The sequence below is a fragment of the Carnobacterium sp. FSL E2-0243 genome (genome assembly GCF_038003605.1).
GTDB classification, from domain to species: Bacteria; Bacillota; Bacilli; order Lactobacillales; family Carnobacteriaceae; genus Carnobacterium; species Carnobacterium maltaromaticum.
The window spans coordinates 1,293,069-1,305,036 of sequence record NZ_JBBOPM010000001.1; the positions used below are offsets into that span (position 1 = coordinate 1,293,069).

An 11,968-nucleotide genomic window follows, 5' to 3' on the forward strand; every position below is an offset into this window, starting at 1 on the left:
AGGCTGTTGTTTTTTTGCAACAATTTGCTGTTTTTAGGTATTTAATTTGCAAAAGAATGCATTGTGTGTTAAATTAATAATAGATTTAAAACAAATAGAAGTAAGAGAGACTATTTGTTATTCGAATTTTGATAGAGCTTAATAAGAAGTTGACAAAAGGAGTTGATAGAGTAGGATGTTAATCGAAGAGAGACTAGAAAAAATAGCAACAATCATTGAAGAAAATCGAAGTGCTACAATTGATTATTTGGCTGAAAACTTGTCTGTTTCCAAGGATACAATTAGACGAGACTTAATCAAATTAGAGCAAAAAAATATTGTGAGACGGATCCATGGTGGGGCAGTTTTAGCCAATCGAGAAGCTTTGATTATGGGGTATCAACAACGTGCAAGTCAACTTAATCATGTGAAAGAGGAAATTGCGCAAAAGGTTGCAGAGGTTGTTAAAGATCATTCAAGTATCTTATTTGATTCATCTTCAACTGTCGAAGCGACAATTTCAAAATTAGGAAATAAAGACATACATGCCATTACAAATTCTTTAACACAGGCTATAGAACTTGCAAAATATGAAAAAACTTCGGTTACTCTTTTACCGGGAAAACTCCATAAAGATCAATTGTTTTTATCAGGAACTGAAACAGTTAAAAAGATTGAGCAATATAATCCTGACTATACATTATTAGGCGTTTTTGCTTTATCTGAAGAAGGTTTATTTATTCATACTGAAGAAGAGGGATTAGTCAAAAGACAAATGATTGCTCAAGGACGTAAGGTGATTGCCCTTTGCGATCATACAAAAATGGATACAACTGGTTTTTTTAAGATTTGTTCATTATCTGAGATTGATATTTTAGTTACAGATAAACAACCAAAAGAATTATTAATGGATTGTCTCAATAAAAGCAATGTAGAAGTACTATTAACTAGAGAAGAGGAATAGTTTATGATAAATAAAAGAGAAATAGTGTTAGGTAAAGTTAATGAGCCGGTTTTATTTTCAAATGTAGCACCAACTTTATTAACCGATGAAACAATTGTAGAGCGTAAAAGCAAACTTTTAGCCGTAATGAAAAAAGAAGGATTCCAGACATTGGTCATTTATGCCGATAAAGAACATGGCAGTAATTTTGAATATCTAACTGGTTTTATTCCTCGTTTTGAAGAAGGTTTGTTAATTGTTGAAGATTCAGGTGAATGCACGGTTATATTAGGCAATGAAAACTTGAAAATGGCCGCTTTTTCACGAGTACCAGTGACATTGAAACATAGCCCGTTGCTTTCTTTACCGAATCAACCGATGGACAATGAGCAACCATTAGAGGATTTATTTACTGAATTAGGCTTAGATAAAAATAAAAAAATTGGTTTGGTTGGCTGGAAAATGTTTACGACTAAGAATAGCAATCCTTCAACCTATTTTGATTTACCTTATTTTATTGTGGAAGCATTGAAAAAGGTCAAGCATCCAGAAGCTGAATTGCTGAATGCGACGTATTTATTTATTGGTGGCGAGAAAGGTGTTAGGACAACCAATAATGCGAACGAGATTGCTCATTATGAATATGGTGCGAATTTGGCTTCTACCTGTATATTAAATGCGATGAATGCAGTTGACAGTGGAGTAACAGAGTCAGAACTAGGGAATTTATTAACCGCTGAAGGACAATTTAACTCAGTCGTTACAATTGCAGCAGCAGGCCAACGTTTTGCAAAAGCAAATTTATATCCAACACATAAAAAAGTTCAATTAGGCGATCCATTATCTCTAACAACAGCGTTTAAGGGTGGTTTATCTAGCAGGGCTGGTTTTGTGATTCATTCAGAAAAAGAATTGCCAGAAAATCAAAAAGATTATTTGGATAGAGTTGCAAAACCTTATTATCAAGCTGTTGTAAGCTGGTTGGAAGGCATTAAAATTGGCATGGAAGGCACTGAATTATACGATTTAGTTGAAGAGGTTTTCCCGAAAGCAAGTTATAATTGGCATTTAAATCCAGGACATTTAGTTTCGGATGAAGAATGGATGTCATCACCAGTCTACTCAGGATCAACAGAAAGACTAAAAAGTGGGATGATTTTCCAAATTGACATTATTCCATCTATTGCAGGTTACACTGGAGTTAGTGCTGAAGAGTGTATCGCAATTGCAGATCAAGAATTACAAATGGAGATTAAAGAGCAGTATCCAGCCTTATGGGAACGCATTGCAACAAGAAGAAGCTATCTAGAAAATGAATTAAACATTCATTTAAGTCCAGATGTTTTGCCGTTATCCAATACTGTTGCTTATTTACGCCCATTTTATTTAGCGAAAGATCAGGCTTTTTATTGTAAATAAGGTTATTTTGAAAGGGTAGTTAAGAATTTTTTCTTAGCTATCCTTTTTATCATGGTTCTTGTTGCTTTAGCAACTTAGAACCATGATACACATCCATCGAAGATGGACTGTGATCCATAACTGTTGGTTTACAGAGGTTCTTGTTGCTTTAGCAACTTAGAACCATGATACACATCCATCAAAGATGGACTGTGATCCATAACTGTTGGTTTGTTGAGGTTCTTGTTGCTTTAGCAACTTAGAACCATGATACACATCCATCGAAGATGGACTGTGATCATTTCGCAGAAACAAACTATACATTGATCAGAAAAGGAACGAAGTAATCTAAAAATTTTGTTTTTCATTTGATAAATATCACTACTTAGTGAAACAAAGTAGTTGACTTTCAAGGTACTTATTATTACTATATAGATGTACTAAGTAATACAGAGTAGGTGGTGGGAAAAATATGGATAAATTAACAGAGATGCTAAAAGGTATTTTAGAAGGATTGGTATTGGAAATTATTAGCCATAAAGAAACATACGGGTACGAAATTACAAAGACATTAAATGAACTAGGGTTTACTGATATTGTCGAAGGAACAGTTTATACTATTTTACTTCGTATTGAAAAAATGGGCTTTGTGACAGTAGAGAAAAAGCCATCAGAAAAAGGACCTGCTAGAAAATTCTATTCCTTGAATGAAAAAGGCCAGGAAGAGCTAGCAAGTTTTTGGCAACGTTGGGCTTTTATTTCAGAAAAAATGTCATCAATTAAAGAATACTTGGGAGGGAATTAAGATGAAACTATATAAATTATTTGGAGTTACTGAAAATTGGCGTGAAGAAAAGAAAGAATATAAAGCTTACCTTAAACGTGTGGATGCAATGCCTGATGATTATAAATTTGTTTTTAAGGAAATTCAAGATTATATGTGGACCTTTTCCGATTTTACAGGCCAAAAAATATTGGAGGCTCTTAGCGATTTATTAGATATGTTTGAAGAAGGTGCAGCCAATAATGTCGATGTCTTTACTTTAACGGGGGACGATGTTGGTGAATTTGCTGATGGAATCGTTAGAGAAGTTGCTAGTACTTGGATTGAAGATCGTAAAAGCAAAATGAATAAGAAAATTAAAAAGTTTAGAGAGAAACAAAAATAATGCATCCAATTATTGAAGTTAAAAACTTGAATAAAAGCTATGGCAAGTAAGCTGTATTGATGGATTTGAGTTTCACTGTTACACAAAGTAGAAGATCTGATTTCTGTAACAGATCAATTTGCAGCACTATTGACCTATCAAAGTTATTTTGAAAAATAACTTTGATAGGTTGTATCTATAAGAAGCTAAAAAATCACACTAACCAGTTGTGATTTTTTTAGTACATAAAGTTTGAAAACCAGCAATATTTCGAGAAGCAAAAGAATTTAGATCATATAGACTTGGTAGAGTTTGATTTAATTGGTGTCTACCAGTGAAAAAGTAAGCAGTAGAAAAAGTTTTGTAAACAAACTAAAAAACGCCAATGATTTGGCGCTTTTTAGTTTGAAGAATAAATGGATTAGTCATATAAAAAAGTTACACCATGTTCTTTTCCGTACGTCATATAATGTTCGTTTGGTTCTTCATTAGTAATAATCATTGGAATTGTTTTTAAATCACAATAGGTGGTTAAGGCGTAACGATCAAATTTACTGTCGTCGACCAGTAGAAAAACTTCTGAGCTACGTTCAACGACTGTCGTTTTGATGCTGCTTTCAGAAGGTGAGGAGTTTGTTACTCCATTTGAAATAGAAATTCCAGTTGCCGCCATAAAAGCTTTGTTAATGTTATAACTTTTTAATAGCTCAAGACTTTTAAACCCCGCAAAGGAATTTGTTTTGCGTTCCAACATCCCACCAGTCGAAAAAACAGTTAGATTTTCATAAGCCAAGCACTCGACAATAATTGTGATATTATTGGTGACAATGGTTAAATCTAAGTGTTTAATAAAAGGAATTAGTTCAGAAGTTGTTGTTCCAGAGTCTAAAAAAATAACATCGCCATTTTTGATGAAAGTTGCAGCTAATTCAGCAATCTTTTGTTTTTTTGACTGGTTTTTATCTGCTCTTTCAGTGTATGGAATTAGTTCAGAATGGATGGTTGAAACACCTCCATAAACTTTTTTTAGTTCTTCATTCCGCACTAAATACTGTACATCTCGGCGGATTGTATTTTTAGAAACTTGAAATTCTTCCATAAGTTTATCTAAAGAGACGGTTTGGTGAGCATTGACATACTCTTTAATTTTTTGGATACGTTGTGATTTTAACATGGCAGATTCTCCTATAGTCAGTCTAGTTGAATCAATTATAGCAATAAATCATTAAAACTTCATTATTTTAGCTGTTAAGTGAAAGGTTTTAATGCAGTATTAAAAATAACTACCGAGATTTATCGTGGTAGCAAAGTAAGTGAAAATTCAAAAGTTAGTCTACCTCTAAAGATTCAGAATTATCTAAATTTACATCCTTAAATGCCATTTTAAATCTACCTAACTTGATAGAATCAAGGTTTTACGTAAAACATTTTAGCAAATGTCAGAAATAATTAAAAATGTACTGATTGATGGCGGAGAATTTGTTATAATGATTTTGAGTTTATCTTGCTGATAGGCAGAAAATTCATATTAATAATTATTATATAGATGGGGGACCAAGCAGAATGGCAGCTACTGCAGAACAAAAGACATCAATCATTTCTTTTAAGAATGTGAGTAAGGTATATCCTAATGGTGTTCAAGGTTTGAAAGATTTAAATATTGAGATAGAAAAAGGTGAATTTGTAATTGTTGTTGGTCTTTCTGGTGCTGGAAAAAGTACGATGTTACGAGCAATAAATCGATTGCATGAAATCACTTCTGGAGATATTGAAATTGATGGACAATCAATCACTCGCGCTAAAGGAAAGAATTTGCGCTTAATCCGTCGCGATATTGGAATGATTTTTCAGAGCTTTAATCTTGTAAAACGTTCAAGTGTTTTACGAAATGTTTTAACTGGTCGAGTGGCGTATCATTCAACACTTAGTACTATGTTTGGTCTTTTCCCTAAGGAAGATAAACAATTAGCCTATGAAGCTTTACAACGGGTTAATTTGGCAGAAAAAGTCTATACCAGAGCAGATGAATTATCTGGCGGACAACAGCAACGTGTTTCAATTGCTAGAGCACTAACACAAGAGCCGAAGATTATTTTAGCGGATGAGCCTGTTGCTTCTTTGGATCCTTTAACAACAGAAAAGGTGATGGACGATTTAAGTCGTATCAACCAAGAATTAGGTATTACAATTGTAGTTAACTTGCATTCGGTTGAATTAGCACGCCAATATGGTTCAAGAATTATTGGGTTGCGTGATGGTCAAGTTGTCTTTGATGGCTCCGTTGCAGAGGCGACAGATGAAACCTTACGCGGGATATATGGCGAGAAAATACTTGAGGCAAATGAGGAGGCTGTTGTATGAACACAGAATCCAACTTATTGCCAAAAGGAAAAAGTAAACTAAAAAACTTAATTTGGTTAGGCTTATTTCTAGTTGCTTTTATCTATAGTGCAAATTTGTCTGGCGTTGATATGTCCAAGCTTTTTACCAATGGAAACCAGATGACAGTTATTTTGAAAAAAATGGCTAGTCCTGACTGGAGCTATGTTGAGGTTGTGATTGAACCCTTACTAGAAACCATTCGTATGGCTATTTTAGGAACAACTTTTGGTGCAATTGTCGCATTACCGTTTTCATTATTAGCCGCACGTACGATTGTAAAAAATAAATTTATCAATGGTATTTTGCGTTTTATCTTAAATATTATTCGTACAATTCCTGATTTAATGTTAGCCGCTGTCTTTGTGGCAATTGTTGGAATTGGACCTGTAGCCGGAATTATTACCTTGTCAATCTTCTCATTTGGGATGATTTCAAAACTTTTTTACGAAGCAATTGAAACTATTGACGAAGGACCTGTTGAAGCTTTAACAGCCTCTGGCGCTAATAAAATGCAAATTATTCGCTATGCTATTTTTCCACAAGTAAGTAGTCATTTTTTTAGTTATTTATTGTATGCATTTGAAATTAATGTCCGAGCTTCAACCGTATTAGGTTATATTGGAGCAGGTGGGATTGGAATTTATTTACAACGTTCATTAAGTCAATTCAGATATGATCGAACTGCGATTATTGTCTTAGTTATTTTTGCGGTGGTATTAGTAATCGATACTATCAGTAACAAGTTAAGGGAGAGATTACTATAATGTTGCCAACTCAACCAAAGAAAAATAGATACAAAACAGCCGCATTGATCATTATGATTGCACTTATTTATTTCTGGGCATTCACTGGAACGTCTTTTGATGGGATAAAAGATTCTGCTGGAACGGTAACGAAATCGATTCTAGATGGTCTTTTTCATCCTGATTGGGCATATGTTTATACGGGTGATGGAGAAGATTTAATCAGTATGTTAATTCAAACTATTGCCATTGCTTTTTTAGGAACCTTTATCTCGGCAATCCTAAGTTTACCTTTTGCTTTTTGGGCAGCACGGAACAAAAAAAGCAACCGTGTTATTTCAACTAGTGGGAAATTCGTTTTAACTGCAATTAGAACATTTCCAGAAATTGTTCTAGCTATTATGTTTATCAAAACAGTTGGACCGGGCTCATTTGCCGGGGTTTTAGCTGTCAGTATTCATTCTATCGGGATGCTAGCAAAACTGTACAGCGAAGCAATTGAGAACATGGATCAAGGTCCTGGTGAATCAGTGACTAGTGCTGGCGGAAGCAAAGTCAATGTGCTATTTTTTGCTACATTGCCTCAGTTAGTTCCTGAATTTATTTCTTATACTCTATACCGCTTTGAATTGGCTGTTCGTTCAGCTTCTATTCTTGGGATTGTTGGAGCTGGAGGAATCGGAACACCGATGATTTTTGCTATTGATGCGCGTTCATGGGATCGTGTGGGGATTATCTTAATTGGAATTATTGTAATGGTTACCTGTATCGATTTGATTTCAGGAGCTTTACGGAAAAAATTAGTTTAAAAAAGAGGTTGAGAACTAGTGTCTCAGCCTCTCTTTTCTAAATAAATCTGGAGGGGTAAATAAAAATGGAATTAACAATTTTAGCAACAAGCGATTTGCATGGCTATATTCTACCGAGTAATTTTGGCAGTCGTCAGCAAGATTTACCTTTTGGCGTTGCCAAGGTAGCGACGATTTTAAAAGAGGAACAAAAAAAAGCCCAAGGACCAGTTATTTTAATTGAAAATGGCGATTTTATCCAAGGTTCACCGTTAAGTTATTATATTGCTAAAAGACGTAAAACAGAAGATCCAACTGATTTGATGGCGACACTAAATACAATTGGTTACGATGTCGGTTTGTTAGGAAATCATGAGTTTAATTATGGAACCGATTATTTAAAAAAAGCAATCCAAGCTGTGAATTATCCTGTTATTTGTGCCAATATACTCAATGAGGCAGGAAAGCCTGCATTTGGCAATGCCTATGAAATTATTGAAAAAGAGGGCGTTAAAATAGCTATTCTTGGTTTGACAACTCAATACATTCCAAATTGGGAACACCCTGATCATATTAAAGGCTTAAGCTTTAAAAGTATTGTTGAAACAGCAAAAGAATATGTGCCTAAGTTACGCCAGCTAGCTGATGTAGTGATTGTTAGTTACCATGGTGGGTTTGAAAAAGATTTAGAAACAGGAAAACCAACAGAAGTACTAACCGGTGAAAATGAAGCCTATCAATTATTGATGGAAGTTTCTGGAATTGATGCATTAATTACTGGACATCAACACCGCGTAATTGCGACACAAATTAATGGTGTACCTGTAATTCAACCTGGATTTCGTGGAGAATATGTGGGAGAAATCAAATTAGATTTAGAAAAAAACGCCACTGGTTTTAAAGTCAAGACCGGAGAAGCTAGTCTGATTGCAACAGGTGAGGCTTTGCCAGATGAAACCATTATGAAGCAAATTGCTTCAATTTCTGAGGAAGTTGAAGATTGGTTGGATCAACCATTAGGAAAAGTTTCAGGAGATATGACAATTAAAGATTCTAATCAAGCGAGAATGGTTGAGCATCCATATGTCGAATTTATTCAGAAAGTGCAAATGGCAGCTACTGGAACGGATATTTCGGGAACCGCCTTGTTTAATAATGAAGGAAAAGGATTTGGAGAAATCATTACAATGCGCGATGTAGTTACAAATTACATTTATCCGAATACATTAGCTGTTTTAAATGTATCTGGTGCTGATTTAAAAGCCGCTTTAGAGCGATCTGCTGCCTTTTTCCAAATAGAAAAGGATGGATCAATAGGGATTAATCCAGAATTCATTAATCCTAAGCCGCAGTACTATAACTATGATATGTATGAAGGCGTTGATTATACGATTAACGTAAAAAATCCAATTGGTCAACGTATTGAAAAATTAATGTATCATGGTCAGCCAGTACGACCAACAGATAGTCTTGAAGTTACCGCTAATCAATATCGAGCAGTAGGTGGTGGGGACTACGGTATGTATGATGCAAGTAAGATTATTCGTGAAGTCCAAACTGATATGACAGAATTAATTGCCGATTATTTAGTTGAGCATCCCGTCATTGAAGCAACAACCAACCAAAACTTTCATGTGATTATTGATTAATAGAAAAGAGCCATGCTGGATTTTTCAGTGTGGCTCTTTTCTTGTTGTTATAGCATCATAAACTATTGGTTTGTTGAGGTTCTTTTATTTAGTTGGTTGGATAAAAGGAACTTTTTCAATGACAATCCCAACAGATGAAGCATAAAGCCATGGTTTGTTTTCTAAAGATTTAAAGTTTTCGGTCGAACCACTTAAAATAATTCCGCTAAATTTAGCTGTCTCAAGAGTTGAGTGTTCTTCAGTAACAGCAACACCATCTTCGTAAAGAGAGTAAGAAACAGCATCATTATTTAATTGATAACCCATCTGTTTATTAGCCTTATTCAATTTTTTAATGAAGTGGTTATAGTCACTTTTTGTTAAAGAACCATTTTTTTCATTAGCGTTAATCCCTAGATAAGAACTTAATACAGTTGTATCGAAATGAGCGTTTGTTCCAATCCAATACCAGTTGATTAATAAGTTTTTTGGAATCATTTTTTGAATTTCTTGATAGGTATAAGGTTTATCAAAAGTAATCCCAACTTCAGCTAGATGATTAGGCATGTCTTTTAAAGACTGGGCCTCATTTGAAGCTGGAATCAAAGAGTCTTTTGCATGCGGATTGAAGAAAACTGGAATTTTATTACGAGTTGCTTTATTTCTATAACCAACTATTTGTTGATCATTGGAAATTTCAACAACAGCATCTGTTCCGCTATCTGCTGAGTAAGTAATCCAATCATAACTGCCTTGTTTTTGCTCCCAAGGAATTTGATAACCATTCACATTTTTATAGCGATTACTAACCAGGGTACCGCCCAATACATTACTCAAAGAAATGTAACGTGAATCAGAATGGATATTTGGAGAGGCAACATCAGCAACCAATTCAAATTGTTGATCTAATTTGAGGTAACTTTTTTTAGCAAAAAATTGTGTTAGTTTATAGCTGCCAAAAACCACAAAAAGTGAGACGATGAACGAAATTAAAATCGTGATTAGCCAGCGTTTTCTCTTCGTTTTTCGAGCTAAGGTTTTAAATTGTTGATCTAAATTGTCAGTGTTTTCCATTTAATAGCCTTCTTTCTCAAGGATTTGAACTAATTTTTTTCGTGCGCGAAATAAATCTGATTTTATTTTACTTTCGCTAGCATCTAGAATGCTCATCATTTCTTTAATAGAGAGTTCTTGTTCGTATTTCATAATTAATAAAGAAGCACTAGAAGGATCTAATTGATTTAAAGCGGTATATAGAAGTTCATTTTGTTCAGTTTGAAGTTGCCAATTAGGCAAAGATAAAAAATTTTCTTCAATAATTTCAGAATAACGTTTTTTACGTCGATATAAATCTAAATACTTTCTAATAGCAACGCGGTACATCCAAGCTCTAACCTTATCCACTGGAAGGATAAGTTCGGTTTCAAGTATTTTTACAAAGACTTCTTGGGCAATATCTTGCGCATCTTCTTTAGTAGAACCCGTTTTAATCAAATAAAAAATCAATTCTTTTGACAGTTGGATTAACCTATCTTCATACTGATAGATTTTCACATTTTCAACTCCTCTCATAAATAAAACGAACGAATTTAAATTTAGTTGCAAAATTTATATGACTTTATTTGTTTTCAGGTGAAATAATGCTTTTCTCAAAAAAGTTATCTAATTATAAATAATTTAGTTGCCATTTTTATCAAATTGAGTTACTATTGACAAGTCAACGATGGACGAGTCATTTATGGACTAATCAAAAGAAAGGAATGAAGAAGGTGAATAATCAAGAAAAACAATCAGAAGAGCTATTTTTTTTATTAAAAAATTTAAGCAATCAAATGAACCTTTGTTTTGAGAAAAGAACAGAATGCAGTTTAACTCGTTATGAAATAATGCATATTTTGGCGAAAAAAGAACGAGTTTTACAAGGTGACTTACAGAGAGCATTAAAGATTGATCCAGCTGCTGTTACGCGTCATCTAAAGAAACTTGAAGAAGAAAAGTGCATCGTTCGAGAACGTAATTCTCAAAATAATAGAGAAGTTTATGTTCAAATTACTCCTATTGGATTAACAAGAATGCAAGCCTGCCAATCAAAGACTGTGGACACATTAGAACAAGTATACCAAGGTATTACTAACGAGCAAAGAAAAGAATTAACAGGGATAGTAGAGAAAATCTCTCAAAATATCAGTACAATAAATTAAAAAATAGAGAATAGAAAGAAGCGAATGAAATGAAAACAAATACGAGTTTAAAAGAAGTCATCAAAGGACGCAAATCAGTGAGAGCTTACGACCCATCAGTCAAGATATCAAAAGAAGAGATGACCGAAATATTGACCGAAGCAACATTGGCACCATCATCTGTGAACATGCAACCATGGCGGTTTGTTGTGGCGGAAAGTGATGAAGCAAAAGCTAAACTACTTCCATTAGTCCGTTTTAATACTCGTCAAAATGAAACTTCAGCAGCAATGATTGTTATTTTTGGAGATTTAGAATGCTATGAATATGGACCAGAAATTTATGAGACAGCAGTAGCAGAAGGAAAAATGATGGAAGAAGTTAAAGAGCAACAATTAGCTGCTATTATGCCTCTTTACCAAAATTTATCAAAAGAGAAAATGAATGAAATCGTTCAAATTGATGCCAGTTTAGCGGCAATGCAATTGATGCTTGTAGCACGTACCCACGGATATGAAACGAATCCTATTGGTGGATTTGAAGCAGATCAACTAGCGGAAGCACTTGATTTAGACCCTGAACGTTATGTACCAGTAATGATTGTTTCAATAGGAAAAGCAGTTGAGACAGGCTACGATTCTATTCGTTTGCCAATCGAAAAATTTACGACTTGGAAATAAAAAAGTTGTTTAACTTTTAAAATGTTGGCTTAGACATTAAATTCTTGAAGAAAAACAGTTTGCTACAATTGTAAGTGTAGCGAACTGTTTTTTTTTGTT

At 34.1% G+C, this 11,968-nt stretch carries 13 protein-coding genes; 10 read left to right on the forward strand and 3 right to left on the reverse strand.

All coding sequences use genetic code 11. From position 1 onward, the window contains the following. The first annotated feature begins 175 nt into the window (after positions 1-175). The 4 genes from MHI00_RS06035 (at position 176) to MHI00_RS06050 (ending at position 3,489) form a co-directional block, all read left to right on the forward strand. Complete coding sequence (locus MHI00_RS06035) at positions 176-943, forward strand: DeoR/GlpR family DNA-binding transcription regulator (RefSeq protein ID WP_057000738.1); 768 nt, start codon at positions 176-178, stop codon at positions 941-943. Positions 944-946: 3 nt separating this feature from the next. After that, positions 947-2,341, forward strand: a complete 1,395-nt coding sequence (locus MHI00_RS06040; protein WP_341111978.1) for a M24 family metallopeptidase — start codon at positions 947-949, stop codon at positions 2,339-2,341. Between the two features lie 451 nt (positions 2,342-2,792). Then, entirely contained in the window at positions 2,793-3,125 is a 333-nt protein-coding gene (locus MHI00_RS06045) for a PadR family transcriptional regulator (RefSeq protein ID WP_010050775.1), read from the forward strand. A gap of 1 nt (position 3,126) precedes the next feature. Continuing rightward, positions 3,127-3,489: a DUF1048 domain-containing protein gene (locus MHI00_RS06050; protein ID WP_015076864.1), complete on the forward strand. Its 363-nt coding sequence runs from the start codon at positions 3,127-3,129 to the stop codon at positions 3,487-3,489. A gap of 400 nt (positions 3,490-3,889) precedes the next feature. On the opposite strand, the gene MHI00_RS06055 is transcribed toward MHI00_RS06050, so the two are convergent. Beyond that, positions 3,890-4,642 carry a DeoR/GlpR family DNA-binding transcription regulator gene (locus tag MHI00_RS06055; protein ID WP_010050779.1) on the reverse strand — a complete coding sequence of 251 codons (753 nt, stop codon included), beginning with the start codon at positions 4,640-4,642 and terminating at the stop codon, positions 3,890-3,892. 389 nt (positions 4,643-5,031) lie between these two features. On the opposite strand from MHI00_RS06055, the gene phnC reads away from it, so the two are divergent. From phnC to MHI00_RS06075, 4 genes are all read left to right on the forward strand, one after another. After that, positions 5,032-5,829: a phosphonate ABC transporter ATP-binding protein gene (gene phnC / locus MHI00_RS06060; protein ID WP_010050781.1), complete on the forward strand. Its 798-nt coding sequence runs from the start codon at positions 5,032-5,034 to the stop codon at positions 5,827-5,829. Continuing rightward, positions 5,826-6,614, forward strand: a complete 789-nt coding sequence (phnE, locus tag MHI00_RS06065) for a phosphonate ABC transporter, permease protein PhnE (RefSeq protein ID WP_010050783.1) — start codon at positions 5,826-5,828, stop codon at positions 6,612-6,614. Before phnC ends, phnE (MHI00_RS06065) begins: the two co-directional genes overlap by 4 nt. Continuing rightward, on the forward strand, positions 6,611-7,402 hold the full coding sequence (gene phnE, locus MHI00_RS06070; RefSeq protein WP_029451093.1) for a phosphonate ABC transporter, permease protein PhnE: 792 nt from the start codon (positions 6,611-6,613) through the stop codon (positions 7,400-7,402). The genes phnE (MHI00_RS06065) and phnE (MHI00_RS06070) overlap by 4 nt, the downstream gene beginning before the upstream one ends. Before the next feature lie 65 nt (positions 7,403-7,467). Further along, positions 7,468-9,030, forward strand: a complete 1,563-nt coding sequence (locus MHI00_RS06075; RefSeq protein WP_341111987.1) for a bifunctional metallophosphatase/5'-nucleotidase — start codon at positions 7,468-7,470, stop codon at positions 9,028-9,030. An 84-nt stretch (positions 9,031-9,114) separates the two neighbouring features. On the opposite strand, the gene MHI00_RS06080 is transcribed toward MHI00_RS06075, so the two are convergent. Together MHI00_RS06080 and MHI00_RS06085 are read right to left on the reverse strand one after the other, a co-directional pair. Next, entirely contained in the window at positions 9,115-10,083 is a 969-nt protein-coding gene (locus MHI00_RS06080) for a sigma factor regulator N-terminal domain-containing protein (RefSeq protein WP_317913807.1), read from the reverse strand. Then, positions 10,084-10,563: an RNA polymerase sigma factor gene (locus tag MHI00_RS06085; RefSeq protein WP_315529265.1), complete on the reverse strand. Its 480-nt coding sequence runs from the start codon at positions 10,561-10,563 to the stop codon at positions 10,084-10,086. It abuts the gene before it with no gap. Between the two features lie 206 nt (positions 10,564-10,769). Here MHI00_RS06085 and MHI00_RS06090 point away from each other — a divergent pair, with 206 nt between their 5' ends. After that, complete coding sequence (locus MHI00_RS06090) at positions 10,770-11,210, forward strand: MarR family winged helix-turn-helix transcriptional regulator (protein ID WP_202882771.1); 441 nt, start codon at positions 10,770-10,772, stop codon at positions 11,208-11,210. A 29-nt stretch (positions 11,211-11,239) separates the two neighbouring features. Next, positions 11,240-11,869: a nitroreductase family protein gene (locus MHI00_RS06095; protein ID WP_341111998.1), complete on the forward strand. Its 630-nt coding sequence runs from the start codon at positions 11,240-11,242 to the stop codon at positions 11,867-11,869. Positions 11,870-11,968 lie beyond the last annotated feature (99 nt).

Bases quoted from the DNA above. Each gene is read 5' to 3' on its own strand.
- MHI00_RS06035 (WP_057000738.1), top strand. From the start codon at position 176: ATGTTAATCGAAGAGAGACTAGAAAAAATAGCAACAATCATTGAAGAA.
- MHI00_RS06040 (WP_341111978.1), top strand. From the start codon at position 947: ATGATAAATAAAAGAGAAATAGTGTTAGGTAAAGTTAATGAGCCGGTT.
- MHI00_RS06045 (WP_010050775.1), top strand. From the start codon at position 2,793: ATGGATAAATTAACAGAGATGCTAAAAGGTATTTTAGAAGGATTGGTA.
- MHI00_RS06050 (WP_015076864.1), top strand. From the start codon at position 3,127: ATGAAACTATATAAATTATTTGGAGTTACTGAAAATTGGCGTGAAGAA.
- MHI00_RS06055 (WP_010050779.1), bottom strand. From the start codon at position 4,642: ATGTTAAAATCACAACGTATCCAAAAAATTAAAGAGTATGTCAATGCT.
- phnC (WP_010050781.1), top strand. From the start codon at position 5,032: ATGGCAGCTACTGCAGAACAAAAGACATCAATCATTTCTTTTAAGAAT.
- phnE (WP_010050783.1), top strand. From the start codon at position 5,826: ATGAACACAGAATCCAACTTATTGCCAAAAGGAAAAAGTAAACTAAAA.
- MHI00_RS06075 (WP_341111987.1), top strand. From the start codon at position 7,468: ATGGAATTAACAATTTTAGCAACAAGCGATTTGCATGGCTATATTCTA.
- MHI00_RS06080 (WP_317913807.1), bottom strand. From the start codon at position 10,083: ATGGAAAACACTGACAATTTAGATCAACAATTTAAAACCTTAGCTCGA.
- MHI00_RS06090 (WP_202882771.1), top strand. From the start codon at position 10,770: ATGAAGAAGGTGAATAATCAAGAAAAACAATCAGAAGAGCTATTTTTT.
- MHI00_RS06095 (WP_341111998.1), top strand. From the start codon at position 11,240: ATGAAAACAAATACGAGTTTAAAAGAAGTCATCAAAGGACGCAAATCA.